Below are 24,936 nucleotides of genomic sequence, written 5' to 3'. Positions count from 1 at the left end.
CAGGCCGCCCACCTACTTTCCCGAATCCGCACATCCATAACATGCCTGCCATGAGACCACGTCATTTAATTCGTCAATCTCTATTGTCAATCACATTCATTGCCATCTCAGTTTGCGTATTTCCTCGAGAATCCTCGGCTCAAAACTCGGTCGTGCTGTATGGGGTGGTCGACTCGGGGATTCTTTGGCAAAACCGCACGACGGCGGGCGGCCAGAGCAGTCTGGAAACTCTGGACGGCGGCCTGAATCCCTCGATCTACGGATTCATGGGAAAAGAGGACCTGGGAGGCCGGACGGCCGCCACCTTCGTTCTCGAAGGAGGCTTCAGCTCGATCAACGGAAGCCTCGCGAGTTCGAACGGCGGAATTTTTGGTCGCAAGGCATATGTAGGACTCACTAATCCGGATTTCGGGTCACTGACGGCGGGTCTGCAGTATTCGCCGTTCTTTCTGGCCGTCATGGGCAGCGACGCGCGGCTGGGTGCGGATTTCGCCAGTAGCCTCGTGCCCTATCTGAACAACTTCCTGATCACCGGGATGTTCGACGAAAATTCGCTCGTGTACACGTCGCCCAACTTTCACGGCCTTGCTGCGTCCGTCGAACTGGCGCTGGGTAATCAGCCCGGCAATTTCAACGCGGGCAAGCGCACCTCTGCTTCCGTCACCTATTCGAACTCGGGCCTGTACGCCAACGCCGCATACTATGCGAGTCGCAGCGATACAACAGGGACGCTCGAGGCCGAGGGGCGCACTGCGGGCATCGGCTATACCTATCAAAGCATTACGGTCAAAGCCGCAGTCACGAATTATCGTCGTCCACAGACGACGTATTCGAATGTCTACGTGTACGGTCTCGGCTTCAATTGGACGATACAACCTGCCCTCACGTGGGACGCGGGCGTCTATGTATCACGTAACGAGAGCGACAGCGGGGGCCACTCCACAATGGCGGGCACGGGTCTTATGTACTCTCTATCGAAACGTTCGACCATTTATACGCAAGTCGGGTTTACCAGAAACTCGGGTGGCCTCGGCACCGGCCTCGCGACCAATACCAGCACCTCATTGCAGGGCTTGGACGACGGCAATACGGTCGGTATAGTAGTCGGTCTCAGACAGCAATTCTGACGCCAATTCGGCTCGAGGGAGCGGGCGCCAACGCATGGCGTCTGCCCAACAGCCCGCCGCCCATCGAGGAACGAGCACAAATGTCCGTCGCCGAGTTCACCAAAGAAAGCCTTGCTCTTGCCGTCCGGCTATTTCCGCAGTACCCCGCGGGGATGCAGATATTTGGCGATCGATTTGGCGAAAGCATATTCGAGCGTTATAAATCGCCGGACGACTTTCATCGCGCTTACGTTGGCGGGATGTGCCGTTTCAATCCGTTCCTGTGCGGCGATCGCGCCCACGATTGCCACGATGTCGAGACGCTGTCGGAGCGGCTGGATGCGTCGCCCGACAGCGGCCGGTATCGCCATTTCGTGTCTGGTCACGGCATCGCCGACATGGTGGTGATGAGCTTTCGAGGGGACGGCCAGAGCGCAGATACGCTTGGCTGGCTGGCATATCTGATTCCGAAACACTCTGAGCGCGACGCAACCGCAAGAGTTCTGGCGGCTGCACGCGCCCTCTTTCCGTACGTCGAGTTCAATCTCCGGCAGCAGCTCGCCGGCGGCGCGGCGCGGCGCGTATCGAGGAATCTGGCAACGGTGAATCTGTCGACACGGAAGATGGACATTGCGCGTCTGATCGGGCTGGGCTTATCGAACAAGGAGATCGCAATACGGCTTGATCTGGCTGTACCCACGATCAAATGCCATGTGACGCAAATTCTTGCTCGCACCGGGCTCACCAACCGGGTCGAACTGATTGGACTTGTCAATGCTAGGGTGCCGCAGTTGCACGTATGAACTGGAGATATCGGGCCTGTGGTCAGGGTCGACATCACGACCCGCTGTCAGGCACCGTTCAATGCGTCCTTGAACGCCTTGCCCGCCGTGAACTTGACCGTCTTCGCCGCCGCGATCTGGATCTCCGCGCCGGTCCCGATGTTTTCCTTCCGCCCGGACCTGGGCCACTTCCGGACGCGGAGGAAAGCGTCCGGGGTTCTACACCCCGGACTCGATCGAAGCTGCGGCGCCAGGGTCAATCGACCCGTCAACGTGCCCTGCGCTCAGGAGAGCCGCCTTGCCCTCTCGCCACAGCGCTCGTTGGCGCTGGTCGCGCAAAAGGCGGGGCCGAACTCATCGCTTGAGCGTGCAACGCGACATCCGAACTGCCGTTGAGATAAGTCTTCTTATCTGAATCACAGAAGGGGCGTAAGTTAAAAAGACTCGCTCGGTCCCACATCGCAGTTAATCTGCACTCCAACATATATTTATGACGAATTTGTAATTCTCCCCCGCTAGCCGGGAGCGACTGACGTTACTCTGGTTAGCTCACTTGTGATGGTTTGTCGACACTGGAACCAGCTCACGACATAAGCCACAGTGTTGCTCGTAGCGCGCTGTCCGTTCGGTGACGTGTCACATATCAGCCAGTCAAAGCCTGTCTCGCACGCCGGGAGCGACGCGCCGTGTAATCGACGGCTGCGCCTCCAAGGTACGCGTCGTGCAGCACATCAAGCTGGGCGAGTTCGCCCGGCGCGCCCTGGGCAACCACGCGACCGCCTTCGAGTACATAGCCATGTTGCGCATAACGCAGCGCCATGGTCGCGTTCTGCTCGGCAAGCAGGAAGCTCACACCCTCGTCGCGGTTGAGCGCCGCAACGATCTCGAAAATTTCCTCAACGACCATCGGCGCGAGCCCCATTGACGGCTCGTCGAGCAGCACCAGTGAGGGGCGCGCCATCAGCGCACGGCCGATCGCCACCATCTGCTGTTCGCCACCCGACGTCAATCCCGCCAGCGACTGGCGCTTGATCTTCAGACGCGGAAAGATCGCGTAGATCCGTTCTAGATCCGCTTCGATCTCGGCCCGCCGGGGCCGCCGGGCGAACGACCCGATCCGCAGATTCTCCTCGACCGACAGACGCGCAAAGCAGCGCCGTCCTTCGAGGACCTGGACAAGCCCGCGCTCGACCAGCGTCCACGGCTCGACGCGCGCGACATCTTCGCCGCGATAGACGACGCGTCCACCCGTCAGCTCGCCGCGCTCCGCGCGTACGAGGTTCGAAATTGCCTTGAGCGTGGTCGTCTTGCCCGCGCCGTTGCCGCCGAGCAGCGCGACGATCGCGCCCTCGGGCACCGCCAGCGACACTCCGCGCAGCGCGGGGATGATCTGGCTATAGGTCACGGCGATCTCGTCGACCTGCAGGATCGGGGTGCTCGCCATGTCAGAGGTCCTTGCTGCAATCGCGCGGCGTAATGCCCTTTTCCTTCGCGTACGACAGCGCCGACTTCTCGATGATCGGACGCAGCAGCGCGCGGTCGGCCTGCACCCAGTTGCTGATCACGTTCCACTTCTGGCCGTCCCATTGCTGGAAGCGCACGGCGCCGCCGCCTTCGTGGTCCGCGCAGGTCAATTTGAGCGGCTGCACGAGGCCGAGTGCGCCGAGTTGCTTGAGGCGCGCATCGTCCAGATCCAGATGCTCGAAGCCCCAGCGCACCTGCTCGCCCGTGAGCGGCTTGTTGCCGAACTTGCGCTGCGCAACGCGCACCGCCTCGACGTTGAGAATACCGTTCACCACGCCCAGGTTGTAGTAGACGGTGCCAAAGCGCGCCGGGTCCTTGAGGTTGCCGTTGCCGGGCTTCACCACGTACTGGTTGATCGCCTGCAGCACCGGGTAGTCCGTGCCCGAAGGGTGCGTCGTGATCGAGATGAAGCCCTTGGCCGCATCACCTGCGGGACGCACGTCTTCCTCGGAGTTGCTCCAGATGTTGCCGATGATGTGATCGACCGGATAGCCGACCTTCTGCGCGGTCTTGATCGCTACTGGATTCATCACACCCCAGCCGCGCAGGATCACCCAGTCGGGATTGATCTGGTGAATCTTCAGCCACTGCGAACCCTGTTCGTTGCCAGGATGCGGCACTTCGATCTGGGTCACGTCGAAGCCATATTTCTTCGCGAGCAGATCGACCACAGGAATCGTTTCGCGGCCGTACGGCGAACCGTGATATAGCACGACAATCTTCTTGCCCTTGAGCGCGGCGAGACCGCCCGAGCGCTGCCCGATGTAGTTGACGATCGCGGAGACCTCGCTGTACGGATTCAGCTGCAGCGGGAACACATAGGGAAACACTGCGCCGTCAGTCGAATCGGTGCGGCCGTGGTTGATCGTGATGAGCGGGATCTTGTCGGCCGTCGAACGGTCGAGTGTCGCGTAAGCGATACCGACCGACAACGGGTTCGTAGCCGCAGTCGGCGCGCCGTCGGGGCCGCCGCTCTTCAGGCGCTCATAGCATTCGACGCCCTTCTCCACCACGTACTCGGTCTCGCACTCCTTCCACACGAGCTTGACGCCGTTCACGCCGCCGTCGCGCGCGTTGATCAGCTGGAGATAGTCGATAAAGCCGCCGAAGAAGCCGCTGCCGCCAGCCGCGTACGGGCCGACCCGGTAGCTTTGCAGCGGGAAATATTCCTCTCCCGCAGCATGCACCTGAGGCAACGCGCCAATGGTGAGCGCAAGCGCGGCCACGAAAGCCGAGGACCACTTTCCCCATTTCGGGCGAACGGGACGAACCTCATTAATTCGCATAACAAAATATTCCTTGAACGATAAGAGCAACGATGAAGCAGAAAAATTGACGGCTCAGAATGCCTTCGGCCGGCGTTGACGAACGATCTGCACGAGTCTCGCAAGGCCGTCCGGTTCCTTGATCAGGAAGACGATGATCAGCGTGCCGAAGACGATCTTCTGCAGGTTCTGCACCTGGTCTGCGCCAATGCCTGCATAGGCCAGCGCGCCAGCCGCGTTGGAAAGCAGAATCGGCAGCAACACGATGAAAGCGGCGCCCAGGAAGTTGCCCGAGATGCTGCCCATGCCGCCGATGATGATGATGAACAGCACCTGGAACGAAAGATTCAGGTTGAAGCCGTCCGGCTCGATCGTGCCGAGATACGCGAAGGCCCACAGCGCGCCGGCGATGCCGAGCACGAAGGAACTCAGCGCGAAGGCCAGCAGCTTGCTGCGCCCCACCGGGATGCCGATCACACGCGCGGCGGCTTCCATGTCGCGTACAGCCATCCAGCGCCGGCCAAGTTCGCTGCGCACGAGGCTCGCGCCGAATGCGAACAGCAAGGTCGCGACGCCGAGCACGAACAGGTAGCGCGATACCGGCGTGTCGATGCGCCAGCGACCGATCGCGAGCTGCGGCGCGCTCAACACGCCGGACGTGTCGTAGTTCGAGAACCACCCCACGCGTGTGAACAGCCAGACCACGAAGAACTGGGCGGCCAGCGTCGAGACGATCAGGTAGAAGCCCTTGATACGCAGGCTCGGCAGTCCGAACAGCACGCCGGCAGCGGCGCTGACCAGGCCGCCGAGCAGCAGGGCGACCGGCAGCGGCATCGCAGGCACACGTACGAGCAGGTTGTAGGTCGCATAGGCGCCGATCGACATGAACGCGGCCGAACCGAGCGACAACTGCCCCGCATAGCCGGTCAGGAAGTTCAGTCCGAGTCCGGCCACGGACAGGATCAGAAACGGCACGAGGATCGCGTTCAGCCAGTAGTCGTTCGCCGCGAGCGGCACGCCGGCAAACGCGACGAGCGCGCCCGCAAGCGGCACCGCCAGCCGGCGCAGGTTCAGCCGGCGCGGTTCGGCGAGGGGACGGGTCAATTCCATCAAGGTTTCCTCAAATGCGCTCGACGGCCGCCTCGCCGAACAGGCCGGACGGGCGCGCGAGCAGGAACAGCATTGCAAGCAGATAGGGGAACCAGTTCTCGATGCCGTCGCCGATCACGCTCCCGACATAAACCTCGGCCAGCTTCTCCGTTGCGCCGACCAGCAGCCCGCCGACGATTGCGCCGCCGATCGACGAGAAGCCGCCGATGATCAGCACCGGCAGAGCCTTGAGCACGACGAGCGAGAGCGAGAACTGCACGCCGAGCCGCGCGCCCCAGAGCAGACCCGCAACGAGGCTGACGAAGCCAGCCAGTGCCCAGACGATGGCCCAGACGCGCGGCAGCCGCACGCCGACCGCGAAGGCGGCGAGCGGATCGTCGGCCACGGCCCGCAGCGACAGGCCAAAACGCGAGCGCCTCGCGAGCTGCGACAGCGCAAGCACCAGCACGCCCGCCGTGGCGGCCGCGAACAGGTCGAAGCGGCTCACCATTACGCCGCCCAGATGCAGCGGCCTGTCGTCGATGCCGAGATCGAGCCCGTGCACCTGCGCGCCCCAGAACAGCTGCGCCGCGCCTTCGAGAATCAGGCTCAGACCGAGGGTGGCCATGAACAGCACGATCGGCGCGCGGTTGACGAGCGGGCGCAGCACGAAGCGGCCGGTTGCGATCGCGATCAGTACGAGCGCGGCGAGCGTCGCCCCGAACGACAGCCACGGGTTCCAGCCGCGCTCAACGAGGCTCACGTAAGTCAGCGCACCGAACAGCACGAGCGAGCCCTGCGCGAAGTTGAAGATGCCCGACGCCTTGTAGATCAGCACGAAGCCGATTGCGACCAGCGAATACATCACGCCGGCCAGCAGTCCGCCCACCAGCACCTCGATAAAGAATTGCATTGCGCGCCCCTCTCAATGACGTGTGCCGAGATAGGCCGCCAGCACGTCCGGGTTCGTGCGGACTTCGTTGGGCCTGCCGTCGGCAATCTTTTTTCCGTAGTCGAGCACGACCACGTGATCGGACAAGCCCATCACCACGCCGATGTCGTGCTCGATCAGCACGACCGTGACGCCCAGATGCTCGTTGGCATCGAGCACGTACCCGGCCATCGCGTGCTTCTCCTCGGTATTCATGCCGGCCATGGGCTCGTCGAGCAGCAGCAGGCGTGGTTCGGCAGCGAGCGCACGCGCCAGCTCGACCCGCTTCTGTAACCCGTAGGACAGGGTGCCCACCACGCTGTCGCGCCACGGCTGCAGATCCAGTGCTTCGATCACGCGCTCAGCGCGCTCGCGCTGCAAGGCTTCATCCCGTGCGGCACGGCCAACGTGCAGTGTCTGCTCGAGCCATGTACTACGGCGATGCAGGTTGCGCCCGGCCAGCACGTTGTCGAACACGCTCATGCGCCGGAACAGCGCGAGGTTCTGGAACGTGCGTGCGATGCCGCGATGCGCGGCGTCGTGCGCGTCCATGCGCCGGTATGCATGGCCGTCGAAGCGCAGCGTGCCATGCAGCGGACGATAGACGCCGTTGATCACGTTCAGCAGCGAACTCTTGCCCGCGCCGTTCGGGCCGATCAACGCACAGATCTCGCCTGCCGCCACTTCGAAACTGATATCGGTAATGGCCTTGACGCCCCCGAACGACACGGAAATGCCGTCGAGCGCGAGCAGGGCCGTCGAGGCTTGCGTCATGCTGATTCACCCCTTGGGGTGCCGTTTCCCAGTTGTGTTCTTCTGTTTCGTGCGGGCGGGTCTGCTCGCGCGCCCGGCCCCGCCCCGCCGCCGCTTGCGTCAGGCGGCCTGCTTTTCGCGCTGCGCCTCGAGCTCGCGCACGAGCGGCAGCACCTTCTGGCCGAAATACTCGACTTCCTCGATGAAATGCAGGAAGCCGGTCAGCACCAGGTCGACCCCGATCGACTTCAGTTCGACGATACGTTCGGCGATCTGCTGCGGCGTGCCGATCAGGTTCGTGCGGAAGCCGTCGTTGTACTGAACGAGATCCTCGAAGGTCGACTTGGCCCAGTTGCCCTCGCCTTCCGGCGACGCCTTGCCCGCCTCCTTGACCGCTTCGCCGAACGCGTGCACCGCCTCGACGTGCGCATGCCTGATGATGTCGTCGAGCACGGCCTTCGCTTCCTCTTCGGTATCGCGCGCGATCACGAAGGCATTGACGCCGATACGCACCTGGTGATTGTTCTGCGCCGCCTTCGCACGGATATCGTCGATCTGGGCCTTGAGATTCTCGGGCGTGTTGCCGTTCGTGAAATACCAGTCCGATACGCTCGCCGCGTTGTCGCGCGCCGCGCGCGAGCTGCCGCCCTGGAAAATCTCGGGATGGGGCTTCTGCACCGGCTTCGGACTCAACGTGTAGTTGTTGAACCGATAGAAGTCACCCTTGAACGTGAAGTTGTCCTCGGTCCAGATTCCCTTGAGCGCACGGATGAACTCGTTCGAGCGGCGGTAACGCTCGTCATGTTCGAGCCACGGCTCGCCGATCGCGGTGAACTCGCCCTTGAACCAGCCGCTTACGACGTTGATCGCGATGCGGCCGTTCGAGATGTGGTCGATGGTGGCGATCTGCTTGGCGACCACTGCCGGATGCCACGGCCCGGGCAGGATCGCCGCGAGCACCTTGAGCTTCGTGGTCGACTGCAGCAGCGCCTGGCTGAACGAGACCGACTCGTGCTGATACTCCGCGCCGTAGCCAGCCGTAAAGCGGATCTGGCTCAGCGCATATTCGAAGCCCGCACGCTCGGCGGTCTGCGCAAGACGCTGGTTATAGTCGAGGCTCCAGTCGGTGCGCTGCTCGATCGTGCTGACGACAAGGCCGCCGCTCACGTTGGGCACCCAGTAGGCGAACTTGACGGCGGCGGCGGTGTGGGAAGTCTGGCTCATTGAAGGTTCCTTGAATGATTTTGGATTCAGACGGCAAGCGCCGCAGTAACGTTTTCCGCACGCGCACCGACGTACGGTGCCGCACGCTCGACAGCGAGTGCGATACGAGCGCGCAACGCCTCGCTCGCAATCTCGTAGCGATCGAAGTCGCTTTCGGAGGCGTAGACGCCGATCGGCAGCGTGTGCGCCTGGAAGAAGCTGAAGAGCGGACGCAACTGGTGATCGATGACGAGCGCATGACGCTCGCTACCGCCCGTGGCGGCCAGCAGCACCGGAACATCGCTCAGCGCCTCGTGGTGCACGAGATCGAACAGATGCTTGAAGAGGCCGGTATAGGAGGCGCGATAAACCGGACTGGCCGCGACCACGAGGTCGGCTGTCTCGATCGCGCGGATGTGTTCTTCGATATCCGCGGGCACCTGCGCACGTGTGAGCGCACCGGAGAGTCGTCCGGCGATCTCGCCGAGATCGATCACGCGGATTTCGACAGGCAGCGCGGCTTCCAGCGCGGACAGCAGCGACTGCACCAGCGCCAGCGTGCGCGACGGCTGCTGCAAGCTGCCCGACACCGCCACGATCTTGTGTTTGTTGCTCATGAGGATTCCTTCGTGAATCGGGACGTGCCTGATCGGTCCCGTCATGAGCTAAAGGCAAGGACTGTGCCAAATCTTGAGAACTGGCCGCTCACGGCAGAACGGCTGACATAGCAGCAGTTTTCGTCGTCGAGCGGCGCTCCAGAAGGGGAAATGCACCTGATAAGCACATCCCGGCGGCACTCGGATCGATATGCCGGCATGTGATGACGCACCGGCAACAACGCTGCTTCTTCGCTGCTTCCCACGCAGCAGCGCCGGTTCGTCACATGAATGGAAGTACTTAAGACGCATGGCTTCGCGTCTCAATGCTGCCAGCGCAGCAGCCTGATTAGGTTATGAGAAATCCTTGCTTCTCTCGAGTGCCAAAACCTTGAACACTGTGCTGATCCTGCAGCACGCATGCGCGTGCAGTGCTGCTTCACCCGATCACACTGCAATGGCATCCACTTCCCTATCGTTGCCGCTGGCCGACGCGCCGGAGGACATCCGGCCCATCCCGCAGGTCGAATCGCCATTGAGCGTCGCCCGGCGTCTTGCTGAACGCTTTGCGCGGACCGCAGCTGAGCGCGACGCGCGCGGCGGCACACCGAAGGCGGAACGCGACGCGCTGCGTGCGAGCGGCCTGCTCGCACTGAGCATCCCTGCGGTACATGGCGGCCTCGGTGCGGACTGGCGCACGACTCTCGACGTCGTGCGCGTGCTCGCGTGCGCCGACAGTTCACTCGCGCACGTGTTCGGATTCCATCACCTGATGCTGGCCACGGCCCGCCTGTTCGGCTCGCGGGAGCAATGGCAGGCGCTGTTCGAACAGACCTCACGGCACCGGTGGTTCTGGGGCAATGCGCTCAATCCACTCGACGAACGCACGCTGGCGCATCCGCGCGGAGCGTGGCTCGAATTCAGCGGGCAGAAGAGCTTCTGCTCGGGCGCGCTCGACTCGGAAATGCTGATCGTCTCCGCGCGCCACGCCGACACGCGCGCGTTTCTCGTGGCCGCCGTGCCAACCCAGCGAAGCGGCATTGCGATCGCGGACGACTGGAACAATTTCGGCCAACGCCAGACCGACAGCGGTTCGGTGACGTTCGAACGGGTCCGTGTCGAGCATCACGAGATCCTTTCGGACCCAGGACCGCTTTCGTCGCCGTTCGCGTGCCTGAGGCCGCTCATTGCACAACTGATCCTGACGAACATCTATCTCGGCATCGGCGAGGCCGCGTTCGAAGATGCACGACACTACACGCTGAACGAGGCGCGGCCCTGGCCCGCCGCGAAGGTCGCGAGCACCGGCGAGGACCCGTACATCCTGAGCCAGTACGGCGAGTTCTGGCTAGGGCTGGAAGCCGCTCGCGCGCTCGCGGACAAGGCCGCTGCCGGACTCGACCGTGCGTGGTCGCGCGGCACCCGCCTCACGGCGGCCGAACGTGGCGAGGTAGCGCTGGCGATTGCCAGCGCGAAGGTCGCGGCCGCGCAAACCGGCCTCGACATCTGTACGCGCATGTTCGATGTCGCTGGCGCCCGCGCGACCCACGGCGAGCTTCGGCTCGACCGCCACTGGCGCAACCTGCGCACCCATACGCTGCACGATCCGCTCGCCTACAAGATCCGTGAGATCGGCGAATGGGCGCTCAAACGAACCTATCCTTCGCCGAGCTTCTACTCATGAACCAACCGCTCTCCCATGCATGGTCAGACGATGCCGAAGCCAACGGCGATGTCTCCGTCCTGACGTTGCCACACAGGCATTCGCTGACCACCTCTATCCGCGCACGCGCGCAGGTCTTCGTCGATCCCCGCTCGATCGAACTGCTCGAGCGCATCCAGCTGGTCGCGCCCAGCGACGCGAATATCCTGATCATCGGCGAGACCGGCACCGGCAAGGAGCTGATCGCGCGCCACGTCCACAGCTTGAGCGGGCGGCGCGACAAGCCGTTTGTCGCGGTCAACTGCGGCGCGTTTTCTGAAACGCTGGTCGAAAGCGAGCTGTTCGGGCACGAGAAAGGCGCCTTCACCGGCGCGTTCAACGCAAAGCCGGGCTGGTTCGAGGCGGCCAACGGCGGCACGCTCTTCCTCGACGAGATCGGCGACCTGCCGCTGTCGATGCAGGTCAAGCTGCTGCGCGTGCTGCAGGAGCGCGAGGTCGTGCGGCTTGGTTCCCGGCACGGTATTCCGATCGACGTGCGCGTGGTGGCGGCGACGAACGTCCACCTGCAGCACGCGGTGGCGGCCGGGCATTTCCGCAGCGACCTGTTCTACCGGCTCAACGTCGTGCAGCTCGCCATTCCGACGCTGCGCGAGCGCACCGGCGACATCCTTCCGCTCGCCCGCTACTTCATCGAGGATTACCGCGGCCGGCTCGGTTACGGGCCAGGTACGATCTCGCCGCGCGCCGAACAGAAGCTGCTCGCGTACAGCTGGCCGGGCAACATTCGGGAGCTGGAGAACGTGATTCATCACGCCCTGCTCGTGAGCCGCCACGACACCCTGCAGGATGGCGACCTGCACCTGTTCTCCTCCGGCATCACGGCCCCGGCCGGTGCGAGCGTGAGTGCGCCGAGCGGCCCGCACCACGCACTCGAATCGGCGCTGCTCGAACTGTTCAACGGTGAACACGAGAATCTCTTCGAACAGATCGAGGACATGGTGATGCGCACGGCGTTCGAGTACAGCCACCGCAACCAGATTCAGGCGGCGAGACTCCTCGGCATCAGCCGCAACGTGCTGCGTGCACGGCTGATCCGCACGAAGGAAATCAGGGCCCTCAAATAGCGGTGCCGTGCGCGTGGCGGCACCGCACGTTCGCACTCAGGCCGCCTTCTGCTCCGTAGCGGGACCGGCGCCGATCGCCCAGACATACGGCGGCTCGGTGCCGTTGATTTCGCGATCTCCCACGATACGCTCCTTGAAGACGATCGGGTTGTGCGAGGCCGCCGTGCGGGCGTTGCGCCAGTGGCGATCAAGTCGTTTCTGCTCGCTCGTACCCGATGCGCCGAGCGCGTTGAACAGCAGCGTGGTCGCACGCAGCACGAGATCGGCGATCGCGCTCTGGCCGCGCGCGGAATCGAGTTCGGCATCGACATTCGCCTCGTGCTCGGCCTGCGCGTCGCCGCCGAAACGCGCCTCGTACGCGCGCTGCGAAGCCTGCGCCGCGCGCACGGCTGTGGCTTCGGCCGCGAACACAAGCGACGAGACCTGGCCCACGACCTGCTGCACCTGCGGATCCTGCGCGAACGAAGGCGCATTGCCGTGACTGAAGATGCGTCGGCGCGAACGCACCTCCTGCGAGATGTCGCGCAGCGCGGCGCGGCCCGTACCCGCGAGCACAGCCAGCAGCACCAGCTGGTAGAACGCGGTCTGGTATTTGAAGCGCGTCAAAAAGTCAATGATGTCGATCTCGTCCACCTCGGCGGAGACAAACGTGGTCGTGCCGCTGCCCGTCGTGCGCTGGCCGAAACCGTCCCAGTCGTCGTGATGCGTCACGCCGGGCTGCCTTGCGCGCACGGCCGCGATCACGTCTTCGCCCGTGTCGTCGCGGCGCGCAAACACGTCAATCCAGTCGGCGAAGATGCTGCCCGTGCTGTAGTACTTCTCTCCGTTGACGACCCAACGTGCGCCATCACGCGATACGCGCGTGGTCACGTCGCCGATCGCCACGCTGCCGACTTCGGTCCAGGCGTTACCGACCAGTTCGCCGTCGACGAATCGCCTGAACCAGACGTCGCGCGCCGGGCCGGGCTCCGCGTTGAGCCGGTCCTCGACGAACGCGAAGTGGCCGCGCAGTGCCTGCGGCAGATTCGAATCCGCCTCGGCCAGTTCGATCAGCAACTGAATCAGTTGCGGCAGCGAAGCTCCCGCGCCGCCATACTCGAGAGGCACGCGAACGGCGCCGAATCCCGCGGCCTTGAGCCATTCGATCTGCTCATAGGGCAGGCTGCGATCGCGCTCACGCTCGAGCACGCCCTCTGCGATGCGGGCAAAGATGGGGCGAAACCGTGAAGCGAGACGCTCGTAATCCGTACCGGGAGAAAGAACGGGAGCAACGGCCACCGTGCTGGCGAGATTCAATGCGGTCATAGGGGCTCCGGGTATCGGCATGATGGGTGGCCCATGATCGGGCCTCGTTCTTTACCGATAAAGCAGAAGCCATGCCAATCGTAGGCCAAGGTGCAGGTGTGCGTAGGTCGGGAAAACCGCATGCACGTTGCTGGTTCAGCAACAGCACGCTGCTGATTCACTGCTGGATTTGCAGCGATGCCTGATCGATCTCGTGATGTCCGGACTGGTCACTGGGCGTCATCGCTGCCCGCCTGTTCCGCGACATGGCGGCCGGCCCAGCCATCTGTTGCGAGTCGATTTCGGCATCCTTGTCGATCCATCCGGTTTCCAGCAAATGAGCCATATACTTCCATATATCATATTGTGATACATTATTACTGAGAGCCTTCCGGTGAGCGGGACTCCGGCGGATGACAGTCTACGCAGGGTACAGACACGATTCGCGTGGGCGGCGCATGGCCTTGAGGAAACTGCACCTATCCCAGCCGGTGCAATCCGGGCATCGTGAAGGCCTTCTTGGTGGAGTCACGCGAGGGGATGGGACCGCGATCTCCGACGACAGCGCGACGCGATCACACATGACCATCGCCGAACGCATATCCGGTTTCACCAGCCAGGAGCAATACGATGTACGGCATACCAATGTTTCTCGTCGCCCTTTTCGCCTTGATTGTGGCCATGCACCGTGGCGTGACCCGCAAGGCAGACGCGAGCCTTCGCGCACAATTCGATGCGGAAGGCTCATGCAGCGCAGTGTCGCGCCAGTTGATGCGAGTTGCGGGATTTAGCGTCTGAGGACGGAAGCAGACCATCGCGTCCGGGTAGCTCACGCGAAAGGGAGAAAACGCGGGGCACCTCGGCCCCGCGGTTGCGCTACTGGCACGGCGCCAGCCATTTAGGTCCGCTCCAACATCTCTACTGCGAGCGCGGCGGTGGGGCGGCGTTCGCTACAGAGGCCACAGGATCGAACCGCCCGAATCCAGAGCCTCGGCTCGTCCTGATAACCGGAGATCTCACGGACGAGGGTCTCCCGGAAGAATACGAAATGCTGCACGAACTGCTGGCGCAGTTGACGCACCCCAATATGGTCTTACCCGGCAACCAACGATGACTGCAGATGTCTGCGCGGCGCGCCCGGCGATCAACCGGGGCTAACATGCGCGGGTGAACTCAGTTTTCGGCGTCGATGTCGGCCATGCGCGCATCCTTGCGACAGACACAAGAGTCCCAGGCTTCCGCCACGGCGAAACCGGTCCGGCGGCGCAGTTGTGGCTGGAACGCGAGCCCGTTGGATACGTGAGCCGACCGGTTGTCATCCATGCATCATCCGCCGTTTCGCACCTGTATCCCCCATCCCGAACTTTTCGGCATGCAGACGACTGACGCCTTGCGACTTCTTCTATCCGGACATCACAACGTCGAGCGCATCGTCACCGGGCACGTTCATCGCGCGTTGCACGCGCGTCCTGGCGCCGTACCCGTGTTGACCTGCCCAGGTTACTACAACGCAGTTTGCATTGCGACTCCAGCCAAATGAGAATCCTGCGTCGTTGCTCGAACCTCCGGCCTTCCAGTTGCACTGCTGGCAGGATGGCGCGAGTAGTGGCGTATCGCATTTTTGCCATTTCGGCGAATCCGGTGAACAGTTTCCCTTCGCATGACTGAAGTTGCGCTGTTCGATTCAGTGCTTTCCGTAACAGTTGCTCACTTCGCGAGCGCGATCAGTCGCTGGACCAGGCGGTGACGCGTCGCGTCAGACATCACCCGCGGCGTTTCGCGGTTTTTGATGCAGCGGGCGCACGCACAGTGGGCTTTGGGGATGCAGCCGAACGTGTCGCCTTCGAAACGCCGGGGTCGGTTTTACCCTTTGGTTTCTTCACGGCGGCAGCACTGGCTTTCACGTCTGGCGGCACGGCCTTGCCTTTCGGTGTCACTTTTGCGTTCGCAGACGCCTCCGATGCCGTCGATCCCGGCGTGCGTGCCTTTTGTGAGGCGGTTTCCTTGCGCGTGCGCTTGCTCCGGGCCGGGGGCGAATCGGCAAAGGGCTCCGTGTCGATATCGATTCCGAACACATCCCCCAGGTCCACGTTGTCGAGTACCTTGCCGGACGCCGGGCCGGCTCCTGCCCCGGAGAGGTTCGCACCGGTGCTGCTGACGAGATCGCCAGGGTCGACACCACGTAACGTAAAGAGCAATTCTGGCTGCTGGTCGAGCCGCGCGCCGACGCCATAGAGTACGGCGGCGACGTGCTTGCACATCGCCGCCCAGTCCAGGCAGTTGCAGCCGAGTTTGATCTCCTTCGGCGCGGGGAAGAGCCCGCTGCCGGGCTTGCAGATGCGGCCCATCACCGCAGCCGACAGCTTGCCCTGCAGCAGTTCGACCATGGAGTCAACCGACGATGCGCACTCGGCACTCAACGCCCGCCACTGTTTTTCCGGGCAGGCTGTAACACCGATTTCGATCTCGTACAGGCTGGAGCCCATGACCTGTGCGCGGATCCTGCCCGTCGAAATCTGCAGATCGATCACCGAACCATTGCGCACATAGGTGCGACCGCGTGGCAGGCGACTTGCGTAGTCACTGTAGTGCTCAAGGTTATCGCACCATGCCTTGCCCCAGAAGGTCTTCGCAATAGCCCCACGATAGGGCGCGATGGGCGACAGCATCTTGCCAGCCTTGAGAGCTTTCGCGACCAGTTGCTCCGCCTTTTTTCTGCGCTCGGCCACCGGGACGTAGGGTTTCCATCCACCGTAGTCAGCCATCGGAGTTCCTCTCCTTGATCAGTTTGCCTGCGCGGAATGAATATCGAGCCTGACCAGATCGAGCAGCTCGCGGTCGCTCATCTCGGTCAGCAGCAGCTCCGCCCCGCCCTCAAGCACATCCTTCGCCAGTTGCTGCTTTGTTTCGATTAACTGGTCGATCCGGTCCTCGACCGTACCCCGGCAAACGAACTTGTGTACCAGAACATTCCTGCGCTGGCCAATGCGGAATGCCCGGTCCGTCGCCTGATTCTCGACTGCCGGATTCCACCAGCGATCGAAGTGGATCACGTGGGACGCGGCTGTGAGATTCAACCCCGCGCCGCCCGCCTTGAGCGAGAGCACAAAGAACGGGACCGATTCATCTTCCTGGAATTGCCGGACGAGTTCGCGGCGTTTGGCGACGGGCGTTCCACCGTGGAGAATCAGGCCTTCCCGCCCGAAAAGCGATCCGAGGAACGCGGCAAGGGGCTCCGTGGTTTCGCGGAATTGCGTAAACACCAGAACCTTTTCCTGCTTCGCCGCGATCACGTCGATCAGTTCGCCCAGCCGCGCAAATTTCCCGCTGGCTTCGGGTCGCCACGCCGCGTCCCCCAGCCACTGGGACGGATGGTTGCAGATCTGCTTGAACCGCATCAGGTAGCTTAATACGATCCCTTTGCGTTCAATACCCTCGGTACCATCGAGCGCCGCAGCCAGGTCCTTGACCGCGCGTTCGTACAGGGCGGCCTGGATGGGGCTCAGGTGACACCACGCCTTGAGTTCGGTCTTTTCCGGGAGATCCGCGATCACGCGCCGGTCTGTTTTCAGGCGACGCAGGATGTAGGGCCGCACGAGGGTGCGAAGCGGGCCGAAATGCTCGATTTTCGCCAGACGCCGGGTCAGACCGGCAAATTCCTTCGCCGAGCCCAGCAGGCCTGGATGCGTGAAATCAAAAATGGACCACAGATCCGACAGGCGATTTTCTACCGGGGTACCCGTCAGGGCGATACGTGACTGCGCCTGCAGCTTCTTGACCTGTTTCGTCTGCCGGGCGCCGGGGTTCTTGATCGCCTGGGCCTCGTCGACAATGGCGACACGCCATTGCATTGTTTCCAGAACGGGCTGGCGCAGCAGCGAACCGAAGCTGGTAATGACAAGATCTGTCTGCATGAGCCGCGCACAGTCCAGGGCGCGCAGTTCGTCGGCAGGCGTCATGGACGGGTGCGCCACCAGCACGCGCAGGCCCGGCGCGAAACGCTCCGCTTCCGCGGCCCAGTTTGCCAGCAGGGACGCCGGGGCGACCAGCAGGCTCGGGCGCGGGTCGACCCGGTCGCGCCTGAGGATCAGTAGCAGGGAGAGGACCTGCATCGTCTTTCCGAGACCCATATCGTCGGCAAGACACGCTCCGAGCCCGAGCTGGCTGAGCAGGTAGAGCCAGCGCACACCGGCCTGCTGGTACGGTCGAAGCTGCGCTTTCAGATCGGGACCCGGATCGACGTGCGCCAGCCCTTCGGGCTGGCGCAACTGCTGCAGCATCTGTGCAAGCCAGTCGCCAGCCACGACCTGCGCCCAGTCGCGCTCGCCGAACGCGTCATCTTCGTCACCGGAGACGCCCGCCAGCAGACGCAGCGCATCGTTCAGCGGCAGTCCCGCCTGCGCGGCCTTTTCCAGACCCTCAAAGCGCTGAAGCAGGCGGCCCAGCTTCTTCGTGTCCACCTCGATCCAGCGCCCGCGAATCCACTGAAGGCCGTCGGCCCCCTTGAGCAGACCCCGGATCTCGGCCGGACTCAACGCTTCGCCATCGAGCGACACCTCCATCCTGAAGTCGAGCAGTGCTTCCCTGCCCAGGCGTGACGGAGGCCGCGTCCCGACGCTCGTCCTGACCGCGGGCCGCGCGGGGCGTCCCGCGGCCCAGCTCGCCGGTAGTCGAACCATGATGCCGGCCGATTCCAGGGCCGGCAAATCGGAGAGCAGGCGAAACGCGTCGGCCGGCATCCAGCGCAACGGGTGGTAGATTTCGCGCGATTCAACCATCGCGCGCAACCAGTCGCAGCGTTCAGCGGCACGCTGGACCGGCATCAGGAGGGAGAGAAGCTGTGCCTTGTTGCGCGCACCGGAGAACTCTTCGAGCGCACGCGAAAGGGGTTGATGCTGCGTCTTGCCATGGGCCGACAGGCGCGCAGCGTATGTAGCCAGGAACGCGAAAGGTGCTTCGGGGTCCTTGCGGTTTTCGGCAAGGTTGAAGTGAACCCGGCCCACCAGATTCCATGCAGGATGACGCGACCTGAGGAATGCCTGAAGTGACTCTCCCGATTCAGCGAGCTCGTCGCGCAGGGCGCCATCGATTTCGCTCCACAGTGCCGCCAGAACATCCGGCGTGAGATATTCAGTGCCCGTCATGGGTGGCGCGTCGTCGATCAGTGTGCCGAGCTCCGTTGGGTCTGGCTCTGCGACCGCGATTTCCCCACCTTCCGTCGTAGTGCACAGGGCCGTGACATAGCGAGCCCCTAGTTCTCGCCACCACGCCCAGGCGGGCGGCAATGCCCGCCCGATAGTTGCGCTTCCCAGATAGAGCAGCCCGTGACCGGCGCCGCGCGTGAAGGCCGCGCCCAGCGCTACGTCATCGGGCAGGGCAGGCGCCTCGACGTCGGGTGCGGCAAGCAGATGGCCAGCCGGTGTGATTCTTGGCGAGAGGCGATCGGTATCGGTCAAGGACATGACAGTTGATGGGGAAGAGTCCCGGTTTCAAATGCAGACGGAAACGATCACGTTTCGGCTGCGCCGTGGGAAAAAGGACCGGACCTGGTCGTGGGACGGATTGTTTCGCAGCACGTCACATGACATCGCCGGGCAACGTATCCGTTCACGGCGCGCAACGCCAGGCCCTTCCGGGTGCGGGCACGCTCAGCGTTACGACGCGGGCACGGCCCGTCACCGGTTACCGGGGGCGATGTCGTGCATGTTCATCGTGCTCAATGCTTCGGCCAGCGCGGCCCCATCGGTCGGGAACGGCTCGTCCCAGACGGTGGACGTCCCGGACGCATCGATGATTTCCAGTATCCAGCCGTCGCGACCCTCATCGCCGGCGCGATAGATGTGCGCATTGACAGACGTGCCGCCACGCGTGATGCGCGTAGCCAGCGGGGACAATGCCAGCGGGTGAAACGCGTCGTCCGTCAGCCGACCGAGCGAATCCACGAGGAACACATCTTTGGACACGCTCCCGTCCCGCGCGGCCCGATTCCTCGCGGTGATCTGCATCGCCGGCTTGGCTTTCGACCACGAACCCGCCGGAATCGCGCCTGGCTGCTCGCCCTGCTCCAGCGATCTCCGACGTTCCTCACACCCGTGGCGATGGATATTGAGTGCCGAGGCCACAAGCTGGAGTACGAACGACCGGCGTTGCTCAACCGTGTAGTCCCGTCGCGCAAGTTCCTGGTATCCGGACGCTGTGCCGAACAGCAGGATGATATTGAACCACCAGGGGTACCGTTCCATCAGCGGCTCCCAGGCCTCCCGGTCGATGTCGATGCCCTTGCAATAACCCTCGCACCATTCGTCTAAAACAGGAACCTCTTCGCCCTCGTATACGCTCGTGTGCAGCGGGAGTTCGAACAGGTCGGGGCATTGATTCAGGGTATCGTTGATGTCGTTCCAGTACTGAAAGATCAGTCCTGTGACCTTGCGAGCCCGGCCTGCCGACAGGAATCTGGGTTGACGGGTTGCATGCCTGGCATCCCAGATCCAGGGAAGGATCGCGTCCGGCATGATCGCGTTCGGTCCGGAGATGACGGCAGTCAGAAATCCATGCAACATGACCGCGCCCATCGCATCGTCGCAGACGGCATTGCCCGAAAGAAAGCGTTCGAGGAATTCCAGTTCTTCGTCAGTCAACGGATTGTTGAGTTCGGGATCGGGATGATCGAATTTCATGGTATGTCCGTGCGGTATGCAGCAACCGCGATGCAGTTCACCCGCTTCGCAATTGCCGCCGACGTTCAGCGCTACGCCGCGCTCGTGAGGCATTTCCGGCCAGTGTGACAGTCCCGGCATTTTATCCGAGGCGCGATGCACAGACCGGACGCCGGGCGACACGCGATGAACTTTTTGGCTGCCCTGTCGGCAGGTTTTTTGCCAGGGGCCTGGGACCTGTCACGATGGCAGGCGCGCGTGGCTCAGTCCGAACCGCACGTGCTGGCTGGAACGCATCCACGCCGGCCAGGCATCTCGGATGCCCCGCGGTGCGGCGGCGCTTTGTCATCACGCCACCGGTCAGCCAATCTGGGCTGTTGGGCAACGTCGTCGCAGCAGTGCCGGCCCGCCCCGGTTAGCAGCGGCCGCGTGGTAGCACCATTGCTTACCGACAGTCGTACGGCGAACTGCTGGTCTCGGCCAATACCAGCCGTCCTCGATCGTCGTCGCATGGTCATTCGAGTGACCGCTTCGCAACCCGAAAGAGTCTTGACGGTCGGGCAGTATCCGGTGGGTTGTCCAGCGCTTGAATTTTGTTGATATCCTGTGAGCTTCGAATTTCGTCACCGCACTCGCGCGAACAAGTCGGAGCATGCACATGACGCCTGAAATGGGCGAGTTCTATCGGTCCGGTGGTATAGAGCTTGCGCGAATTTGCGCCAGCTCCGATGCGTCTTTCCCCCCTCATACCCACGCCGAATACGTCGTCAGCGCCAATCTTTCCGGCTGTGAAGACATTTACGTCGACGGAAAGAAGCTGCGCGCGACCGAAGGTATGGTCACGATCTACAACCCCGAAGCCGTGCAGTCTTCTGCCTTCGACTCCAGCGGGGTTGACGCTGAATTCATCTCGCTTTACATCGAATCAGATGAGTTGGTCGGCATGGGACAAGCCAACGGATGGTTGTCCCACTCGACAGCCCCCGAGTTGCGTCAAGGCGCATTTACCAATCCCGCCCTGTATCAGCTGATACTGGCCGCGTATCAAGCAAAAAGGGACAACTGCGAGGCAGACTTCGAAACCGCCATGATTGAAATCACGGCGGCGCTGTTGACCCATCGCGATCACGCCATCGACAAGCCAGGCCGCCGCGAACTCGCGCCGGTAATCGAGTATATGAGGACGCAACTTTGCGCCCCTGTCACGCTGGATGTCCTGTCAGCCGTGGGAAACGTAAACAAGTATCACCTGATCCGCAGTTTCAAATCGTTAGTTGGGGTGACGCCAGCCAGGTACCACATGCAACTTCGATTGATCGAAGCGCGAAGCCAATTGCGTCGCGGCGTCGAAGTACAGGATGTAGCATTTGAACTCGGCTTTTACGACCAGAGCCACTTCATCAACGCGTTCAGGAAGGTACTCGGAGTGAGCCCGTTGCGGTTTGCCAAGCCGCAGCGCCTCGTCAGACCGGGAGCCCGAGAATAAGACTCCGATAGCCAGACCATACCACTTGCCAGGCAAAGAAAGCGAAAAGTGCCGCCGACGCGAAATAGCAGAACGACAATACTCTGGCGCCGAACGCTTTTCCACCAAGCCTGGCGACAGAGCATGCCGCGCATGTCCAAACGACCCCCGCGACCAGGAAGCCGGCCAGGAAACGAGCCATTGCCTCCCAACCCTTCGCGCCCGCCTGTGCAATCAACGCGCCACCAACTGCGGCGAACCAGACGATGGCCGATGGCGACGACAGCGCAAGCAAGATGCCTTTGAGCAACTGCTGCAGATGTGTCCCGCTGACCTCGTAGTGCCTGCGCGATTGAGTGGAGACCGGCTGGAATGCGCCAAGCGCCATTTTCGCCGCAAGCACCGCAAGGACGACCGTCCCCCCGAGCCACATCCCCCACCTGACGGCGGCAAATTGCAACACGGCTGTCATCCCTGCCAACGCAAGGATGGCATAGAGCAAATCTCCAACACACGAACCTATTCCGAGCCAGAAGCCGCTCCAGTAGCCTCTTTGCATGGTTACGGTCATCATCGCGATGTTGACGATGCCGATGTCCAGACAAAGAGAGAGGGAAAGGAGGAAGCCATTGGTTTGCGGACTCATGATACGAGGGATTTCTGCGTTGACCGGTAGATGCACCTGGCAATGGCTTCAGCTGCGTAGCTAGAAGGCACGGTCAGGCGCGCGAATTGGGAGCCTGGATAGTCGCGCGGATGGAAGGAGAATGATTGGAAGAAATTGACAAGCACGGGAATGACGTCCCATACGGAAACGAATGGCCGTCGGACTTTGCACCCCACACAGTGAACACTGCGGTTGTACAATCCTTGGGTCGCGAATAATCTCCGCTGCCATGCTGAAAATCAGTCCCCCGACGTTGAGCGATGCCGACGCGTTACTGGCATTCGAGGTCGAAAACCGTGCTTACTTCGAGCAATGGATTAACGCTCGCCCTGGCGACTACTACAGCGCTTCCGCGGTTCGCGAAGCGATAGGAGCAGCAACGAGCGATAGAGACGACGATCGAGCCTATCAGTACCTCGTTCGGCTCGACGATACGATCGTCGGCAGAGTGAATCTTGTCAGCGTTACTCGCCCATACTTCAACAGGGCGACGCTTGGATATCGGATAGGAAGACGCTTTGCAGGACGTGGCTATGCATCTCAAGCCGTTAAGCGTGCGATGGATATTGCCGCAAGCGAATTGAATTTGTCGCGAGTGGAAGCAATTGTACGGCCTCAGAACATCGGATCGATGCGAGTTCTGGAGCGGAACAGCTTCGTGGCGTTTGGGCGAGCCGGCAGGGCCATGCATTTTCACGGCGAGTGGCATGACCTCGTCTATTTCGAATGCCATCTCGACGAGCCGGGAGCGCCGCCAGCAACAGGTCCAGCGATCGCTGCATTGACTCCCAAATCGAATTAGTCGTCTTGGGACGGATGATAAGCAAAAGCACCCATTTGGCCGCAGCCGAATGGCCGCTCTCGCTCGAGGACGCGACAATCCCCTCTACGCTTTTGTAGGACCGCTTTTTGTAGGACCGCTATATCGGGTCGGCTACTGCCGAACGTCTGGACTTCGTCAAACGCTGAACTCCTGTACCTTTTCCCAAATTCGGCGTAAGCCGCCGACGAACGACCCTGGCGAAGTGTGCCCACACGTCGTCAACGCTTACGTCGGGGGAAACAGATCAGAAAACCGCATCCGTTGTCATTGCTCGCCAGACCGCCAGGCGGCGACGTGACCTGCCCGAGGAAAAGCCCCATGTCGGGCGTGCCGTCGCCGAAGTCCGGCGCCGGCGATTGAGCGCCCGTTGGCAGCGATCCACCGCAAGGTGACGAACCCGGCCAAGTGTCGATATCTCCCCCTGTCTAACAGCCCACCTGCAGTCGGTGTATGAGCCAGGAGGCGGCTCCAGAAGAACCCGGCTAAGGATCTGCTAAGTCTGAGCGATCAGACTGCAGGTCCGTCACCCGATTTCCGAGGAGTCGCCGTATGACCTTCACCTCCGATCGACCGGCTACACGCTGGCTCAACAAGGTTCCCGCGATCACTCTCGCGTTCTGGATCATCAAGATCATGTCGACCACGGTCGGCGAGACGGGCGCCGACTTTCTCGCGGTCAACGCGGGATGGGGACAAGGCGCAACGCGCGCGCTGATGACGTCGCTGCTTGCGATCGCGCTCTTCCTGCAGATGCGCACGCGCAGGTACACACCATGGATCTACTGGCTTACGGTCGTGCTCGTGAGCGTCGTCGGCACGCAGATCACCGATCTGCTGACCGACGGCCTCGGTGTCAGCCTCTACATCAGCACGGGCGTATTCGCCATTGTGCTCGCGGCATTCTTCGCGATCTGGTATCGCGTCGAGGGCACCCTGGCGATCGACGCGATCGACACACCGCGTCGCGAACTGTTCTACTGGACCGCGATCCTCTGCACGTTCGCGCTCGGCACGGCCGCCGGCGATCTCGCGACCGAAGCGCTGGGTCTCGGCTTCTCGCTCGGCGCGGTGTCGTTCGGCCTCCTGCTGGCTGCGGCCTACGCAGCATGGCGAATCGGTGCGAACGCGGTTCTCACGTTCTGGATCGCGTACATCCTGACGCGACCGTTCGGTGCCTCGCTCGGCGACCTGCTCACGCAGTCGCGCAACTACGGCGGGTTCGGCATGGGCGCCGCTTCGACGAGCCTGCTGTTCCTCACCGTGATCGTCGTGCTCGTCGCCGTCGCGCAGATCGGCGCCGGTAGCCGCGCGCGCGTCGAGAACGCCGAGTGACCGTCACGTTTCTTTCACCATCGAATCGAGGTTTCTTCATGTGTTATCCAACCACGCTTTTGCGTCTGCTCGTTGCCGGTTCCATGTGCGCCGCGCTCGGCCTCGCGGCCGGCTGCTCCAGACAGACCGGCAGCGCCGTCGCATCGACCAAGGCGTCCGCCTCCGCCGCCGCACAGGGCGGTTCGCCCGCAAGCGCGTCGAAGCTCGGCGACCTCTCCCAGTTCCGCAGGATCGCGGCCGACGTGTCCGATCTCGTTGCCAGGGGCGACCTGCCTGGCGGCAAGACACGCATCAAGGATCTCGAGGTCGCGTGGGACGAGGCCGAAGCTGGCCTGAAGCCACGCGCGGCCGACGACTGGCACGTGCTCGACAAGGCGATCGACCGCGCGCTCGAAGCGCTGCGCACCGACCATCCGAAGCAGAGCGACTGCACTGCCGCGATGGACGACCTCCTGCACACGTTCGACAGGCTCGCCGGCAAGACCTCGTGACGCGCATGCGAAAATCACAGACGCTGATTCCGGCTATCACTCGTGGGGTGGAGGCATGCGGATACTGCTTGTCGAAGACGACCCGATGATTGGCGAAGCTGTCCAGGCTGCGCTGAAGGACGCCTCGTACGCGGCAGATCGCGTCACGGACGGCGCGCTCGCGCTGACCGCGTTCGCCGCGC

At 62.7% G+C, this 24,936-nt stretch carries 23 protein-coding genes and 2 pseudogenes; 10 read left to right on the top strand and 15 right to left on the bottom strand.

Features of this window, described 5'->3' with window-relative positions; all coding sequences use genetic code 11:
- Positions 1–50: 50 nt before the first annotated feature.
- Both AB4Y42_RS37165 and AB4Y42_RS37160 read left to right on the top strand, forming a co-directional pair.
- Positions 51–1,127: a porin gene (locus AB4Y42_RS37165; protein ID WP_368696973.1), complete on the top strand. Its 1,077-nt coding sequence runs from the start codon at positions 51–53 to the stop codon at positions 1,125–1,127.
- An 80-nt stretch (positions 1,128–1,207) separates the two neighbouring features.
- Positions 1,208–1,909, top strand: a complete 702-nt coding sequence (locus AB4Y42_RS37160; protein WP_368696972.1) for a LuxR C-terminal-related transcriptional regulator — start codon at positions 1,208–1,210, stop codon at positions 1,907–1,909.
- A gap of 47 nt (positions 1,910–1,956) precedes the next feature.
- On the opposite strand, the pseudogene AB4Y42_RS37155 reads toward AB4Y42_RS37160, so the two are convergent.
- The 8 genes and pseudogenes from AB4Y42_RS37155 to msuE form a co-directional block, all read right to left on the bottom strand.
- Positions 1,957–2,070, bottom strand: a pseudogene (locus tag AB4Y42_RS37155) (HU family DNA-binding protein); the annotation flags it as partial.
- Between the two features lie 461 nt (positions 2,071–2,531).
- Positions 2,532–3,332, bottom strand: a complete 801-nt coding sequence (locus AB4Y42_RS37150; protein ID WP_368696971.1) for an ABC transporter ATP-binding protein — start codon at positions 3,330–3,332, stop codon at positions 2,532–2,534.
- 1 nt (position 3,333) lies between these two features.
- Positions 3,334–4,698, bottom strand: coding sequence for an ABC transporter substrate-binding protein (locus AB4Y42_RS37145; RefSeq protein WP_368696970.1), 1,365 nt, complete (start codon positions 4,696–4,698; stop codon positions 3,334–3,336).
- Positions 4,699–4,752: 54 nt separating this feature from the next.
- The gene (locus AB4Y42_RS37140) at positions 4,753–5,787 is read right to left on the bottom strand and encodes a branched-chain amino acid ABC transporter permease (protein ID WP_368696969.1); all 1,035 of its coding nucleotides are present in this window, start codon (positions 5,785–5,787) and stop codon (positions 4,753–4,755) included.
- 10 nt (positions 5,788–5,797) lie between these two features.
- Positions 5,798–6,679 (bottom strand): branched-chain amino acid ABC transporter permease, encoded by an 882-nt coding sequence (locus AB4Y42_RS37135; protein WP_368696968.1) that lies wholly within the window; start codon positions 6,677–6,679, stop codon positions 5,798–5,800.
- A 12-nt stretch (positions 6,680–6,691) separates the two neighbouring features.
- Positions 6,692–7,471 (bottom strand): ABC transporter ATP-binding protein, encoded by a 780-nt coding sequence (locus AB4Y42_RS37130; protein ID WP_368605991.1) that lies wholly within the window; start codon positions 7,469–7,471, stop codon positions 6,692–6,694.
- A gap of 99 nt (positions 7,472–7,570) precedes the next feature.
- Positions 7,571–8,674, bottom strand: a complete 1,104-nt coding sequence (gene sfnG, locus AB4Y42_RS37125) for a dimethylsulfone monooxygenase SfnG (RefSeq protein WP_368696967.1) — start codon at positions 8,672–8,674, stop codon at positions 7,571–7,573.
- 26 nt (positions 8,675–8,700) lie between these two features.
- A complete protein-coding gene (gene msuE, locus AB4Y42_RS37120) occupies positions 8,701–9,270 on the bottom strand; it encodes an FMN reductase (protein WP_368696966.1) in 570 nt (189 codons plus the stop codon).
- A 436-nt stretch (positions 9,271–9,706) separates the two neighbouring features.
- On the opposite strand from msuE, the gene AB4Y42_RS37115 reads away from it, so the two are divergent.
- A complete protein-coding gene (locus tag AB4Y42_RS37115; RefSeq protein ID WP_368696965.1) occupies positions 9,707–10,933 on the top strand; it encodes an acyl-CoA dehydrogenase family protein in 1,227 nt (408 codons plus the stop codon).
- Positions 10,930–12,036 (top strand): sigma-54 interaction domain-containing protein, encoded by a 1,107-nt coding sequence (locus tag AB4Y42_RS37110; RefSeq protein ID WP_368696964.1) that lies wholly within the window; start codon positions 10,930–10,932, stop codon positions 12,034–12,036. The genes AB4Y42_RS37115 and AB4Y42_RS37110 overlap by 4 nt, the downstream gene beginning before the upstream one ends.
- A 36-nt stretch (positions 12,037–12,072) precedes the next feature.
- Here AB4Y42_RS37110 and AB4Y42_RS37105 read toward each other — a convergent pair whose 3' ends face one another.
- The gene (locus tag AB4Y42_RS37105) at positions 12,073–13,341 is read right to left on the bottom strand and encodes an acyl-CoA dehydrogenase family protein (RefSeq protein ID WP_368696963.1); all 1,269 of its coding nucleotides are present in this window, start codon (positions 13,339–13,341) and stop codon (positions 12,073–12,075) included.
- Between the two features lie 157 nt (positions 13,342–13,498).
- Positions 13,499–13,666 (bottom strand): hypothetical protein, encoded by a 168-nt coding sequence (locus tag AB4Y42_RS37100; protein WP_368696962.1) that lies wholly within the window; start codon positions 13,664–13,666, stop codon positions 13,499–13,501.
- Between the two features lie 432 nt (positions 13,667–14,098).
- Here AB4Y42_RS37100 and AB4Y42_RS37095 point away from each other — a divergent pair, with 432 nt between their 5' ends.
- Entirely contained in the window at positions 14,099–14,434 is a 336-nt protein-coding gene (locus AB4Y42_RS37095) for a metallophosphoesterase (protein ID WP_368696961.1), read from the top strand.
- 59 nt (positions 14,435–14,493) lie between these two features.
- On the opposite strand, the gene AB4Y42_RS37090 is transcribed toward AB4Y42_RS37095, so the two are convergent.
- The 4 genes from AB4Y42_RS37090 to AB4Y42_RS37075 all read right to left on the bottom strand — a co-directional run bounded on the left by AB4Y42_RS37090 (position 14,494) and on the right by AB4Y42_RS37075 (position 19,997).
- Positions 14,494–14,643, bottom strand: coding sequence for a hypothetical protein (locus AB4Y42_RS37090; RefSeq protein WP_368696960.1), 150 nt, complete (start codon positions 14,641–14,643; stop codon positions 14,494–14,496).
- Between the two features lie 440 nt (positions 14,644–15,083).
- Positions 15,084–16,085: a hypothetical protein gene (locus tag AB4Y42_RS37085; protein ID WP_368696959.1), complete on the bottom strand. Its 1,002-nt coding sequence runs from the start codon at positions 16,083–16,085 to the stop codon at positions 15,084–15,086.
- A gap of 18 nt (positions 16,086–16,103) precedes the next feature.
- Positions 16,104–18,782: a DEAD/DEAH box helicase gene (locus tag AB4Y42_RS37080; protein ID WP_368696958.1), complete on the bottom strand. Its 2,679-nt coding sequence runs from the start codon at positions 18,780–18,782 to the stop codon at positions 16,104–16,106.
- A gap of 213 nt (positions 18,783–18,995) precedes the next feature.
- Positions 18,996–19,997, bottom strand: a complete 1,002-nt coding sequence (locus tag AB4Y42_RS37075; RefSeq protein WP_368696957.1) for a UPF0149 family protein — start codon at positions 19,995–19,997, stop codon at positions 18,996–18,998.
- Positions 19,998–20,634: 637 nt separating this feature from the next.
- On the opposite strand from AB4Y42_RS37075, the gene AB4Y42_RS37070 reads away from it, so the two are divergent.
- Entirely contained in the window at positions 20,635–21,462 is an 828-nt protein-coding gene (locus AB4Y42_RS37070; RefSeq protein WP_368696956.1) for an AraC family transcriptional regulator, read from the top strand.
- Here the strand turns inward: AB4Y42_RS37070 and AB4Y42_RS37065 are convergent.
- On the bottom strand, positions 21,440–22,087 hold the full coding sequence (locus AB4Y42_RS37065; RefSeq protein WP_368696955.1) for a LysE family translocator: 648 nt from the start codon (positions 22,085–22,087) through the stop codon (positions 21,440–21,442). The two genes, AB4Y42_RS37070 and AB4Y42_RS37065, sit on opposite strands and share 23 nt — an antisense overlap.
- Positions 22,088–22,337: 250 nt before the next feature.
- Between AB4Y42_RS37065 and AB4Y42_RS37060 the strand changes: the two genes are divergently transcribed.
- From AB4Y42_RS37060 to AB4Y42_RS37045, 4 genes and pseudogenes are all read left to right on the top strand, one after another.
- On the top strand, positions 22,338–22,910 hold the full coding sequence (locus AB4Y42_RS37060; protein WP_368696954.1) for a GNAT family N-acetyltransferase: 573 nt from the start codon (positions 22,338–22,340) through the stop codon (positions 22,908–22,910).
- A gap of 570 nt (positions 22,911–23,480) precedes the next feature.
- A complete protein-coding gene (locus AB4Y42_RS37055) occupies positions 23,481–24,263 on the top strand; it encodes a hypothetical protein (RefSeq protein WP_368696953.1) in 783 nt (260 codons plus the stop codon).
- A gap of 38 nt (positions 24,264–24,301) precedes the next feature.
- Positions 24,302–24,754 (top strand): hypothetical protein, encoded by a 453-nt coding sequence (locus AB4Y42_RS37050; protein WP_368696952.1) that lies wholly within the window; start codon positions 24,302–24,304, stop codon positions 24,752–24,754.
- A 55-nt stretch (positions 24,755–24,809) separates the two neighbouring features.
- Positions 24,810–24,936, top strand: a pseudogene (locus tag AB4Y42_RS37045) (DNA-binding response regulator); the annotation flags it as partial.

The organism is Paraburkholderia sp. EG286B (genome assembly GCF_040965655.1).
In the GTDB taxonomy this organism is placed as follows: domain Bacteria; phylum Pseudomonadota; class Gammaproteobacteria; order Burkholderiales; family Burkholderiaceae; genus Paraburkholderia.
The sequence above is the reverse complement of the archived record's forward strand: the minus strand, read 5'-3'. Positions and strand labels throughout refer to the sequence as shown.

What these genes read in the sequence shown, in the direction of transcription:
- AB4Y42_RS37165 (WP_368696973.1), top strand. Translation starts at nt 51, where the DNA reads ATGAGACCACGTCATTTAATTCGTCAATCTCTATTGTCAATCACATTC.
- AB4Y42_RS37160 (WP_368696972.1), top strand. Translation starts at nt 1,208, where the DNA reads ATGTCCGTCGCCGAGTTCACCAAAGAAAGCCTTGCTCTTGCCGTCCGG.
- AB4Y42_RS37150 (WP_368696971.1), bottom strand. Translation starts at nt 3,332, where the DNA reads ATGGCGAGCACCCCGATCCTGCAGGTCGACGAGATCGCCGTGACCTAT.
- AB4Y42_RS37145 (WP_368696970.1), bottom strand. Translation starts at nt 4,698, where the DNA reads ATGCGAATTAATGAGGTTCGTCCCGTTCGCCCGAAATGGGGAAAGTGG.
- AB4Y42_RS37140 (WP_368696969.1), bottom strand. Translation starts at nt 5,787, where the DNA reads ATGGAATTGACCCGTCCCCTCGCCGAACCGCGCCGGCTGAACCTGCGC.
- AB4Y42_RS37135 (WP_368696968.1), bottom strand. Translation starts at nt 6,679, where the DNA reads ATGCAATTCTTTATCGAGGTGCTGGTGGGCGGACTGCTGGCCGGCGTG.
- AB4Y42_RS37130 (WP_368605991.1), bottom strand. Translation starts at nt 7,471, where the DNA reads ATGACGCAAGCCTCGACGGCCCTGCTCGCGCTCGACGGCATTTCCGTG.
- sfnG (WP_368696967.1), bottom strand. Translation starts at nt 8,674, where the DNA reads ATGAGCCAGACTTCCCACACCGCCGCCGCCGTCAAGTTCGCCTACTGG.
- msuE (WP_368696966.1), bottom strand. Translation starts at nt 9,270, where the DNA reads ATGAGCAACAAACACAAGATCGTGGCGGTGTCGGGCAGCTTGCAGCAG.
- AB4Y42_RS37115 (WP_368696965.1), top strand. Translation starts at nt 9,707, where the DNA reads ATGGCATCCACTTCCCTATCGTTGCCGCTGGCCGACGCGCCGGAGGAC.
- AB4Y42_RS37110 (WP_368696964.1), top strand. Translation starts at nt 10,930, where the DNA reads ATGAACCAACCGCTCTCCCATGCATGGTCAGACGATGCCGAAGCCAAC.
- AB4Y42_RS37105 (WP_368696963.1), bottom strand. Translation starts at nt 13,341, where the DNA reads ATGACCGCATTGAATCTCGCCAGCACGGTGGCCGTTGCTCCCGTTCTT.
- AB4Y42_RS37100 (WP_368696962.1), bottom strand. Translation starts at nt 13,666, where the DNA reads ATGGCTCATTTGCTGGAAACCGGATGGATCGACAAGGATGCCGAAATC.
- AB4Y42_RS37090 (WP_368696960.1), bottom strand. Translation starts at nt 14,643, where the DNA reads ATGGATGACAACCGGTCGGCTCACGTATCCAACGGGCTCGCGTTCCAG.
- AB4Y42_RS37085 (WP_368696959.1), bottom strand. Translation starts at nt 16,085, where the DNA reads ATGGCTGACTACGGTGGATGGAAACCCTACGTCCCGGTGGCCGAGCGC.
- AB4Y42_RS37080 (WP_368696958.1), bottom strand. Translation starts at nt 18,782, where the DNA reads ATGTCCTTGACCGATACCGATCGCCTCTCGCCAAGAATCACACCGGCT.
- AB4Y42_RS37075 (WP_368696957.1), bottom strand. Translation starts at nt 19,997, where the DNA reads ATGAAATTCGATCATCCCGATCCCGAACTCAACAATCCGTTGACTGAC.
- AB4Y42_RS37070 (WP_368696956.1), top strand. Translation starts at nt 20,635, where the DNA reads ATGACGCCTGAAATGGGCGAGTTCTATCGGTCCGGTGGTATAGAGCTT.
- AB4Y42_RS37065 (WP_368696955.1), bottom strand. Translation starts at nt 22,087, where the DNA reads ATGAGTCCGCAAACCAATGGCTTCCTCCTTTCCCTCTCTCTTTGTCTG.
- AB4Y42_RS37060 (WP_368696954.1), top strand. Translation starts at nt 22,338, where the DNA reads ATGCTGAAAATCAGTCCCCCGACGTTGAGCGATGCCGACGCGTTACTG.
- AB4Y42_RS37055 (WP_368696953.1), top strand. Translation starts at nt 23,481, where the DNA reads ATGACCTTCACCTCCGATCGACCGGCTACACGCTGGCTCAACAAGGTT.
- AB4Y42_RS37050 (WP_368696952.1), top strand. Translation starts at nt 24,302, where the DNA reads ATGTGTTATCCAACCACGCTTTTGCGTCTGCTCGTTGCCGGTTCCATG.